The sequence below is a fragment of the Sulfitobacter sp. HI0129 genome, from assembly GCF_001635395.1.
Classification (GTDB): domain Bacteria; phylum Pseudomonadota; class Alphaproteobacteria; order Rhodobacterales; family Rhodobacteraceae; genus Sulfitobacter.
The window spans coordinates 1-337 of the sequence record NZ_LWGH01001011.1; the positions used below are offsets into that span (position 1 = coordinate 1).

At 62.0% G+C, this 337-nt stretch carries 1 protein-coding gene; it reads left to right on the forward strand.

The genetic code is table 11. The annotated features are described in order from the left end of the window. Window positions 1-63: 63 nt before the first annotated feature. The coding region (locus A3764_RS21785; RefSeq protein ID WP_150122395.1) for a hypothetical protein at window positions 64-337 on the forward strand (274 nt) is incomplete at its 3' end.

Sequence of the window (337 nt, forward strand, 5' to 3'; positions counted from 1 at the left end):
CTGAGAAGCTGGCTGAGCATCACGGGTTCACAGTGTCGGCTCAGTCTTCGATAGGCTTTGAACTTGGCCCGCGACACTCCAGACACCCGCGAAGAAGGCGCCGCCAAGCTGCCTGCTCTGCATGTGCTGATGGCAATGGGCTACATCTATGTCAGCGCGGGCGAGGCGTTGACGATGCGCGGGGCTGGCACGGGTGTGCTTCTGGAAAGCGTGCTGCGAGAGCGCCTGAAACGGTATCGGTTCGATCATCGGGGGAAGCACTGTGTGCTCTCCTCCGGGGGCATCGATGAGGTCGTGCGGACCTTGAGCTCAACCGGCCTGACCGAAGGGCTGATCC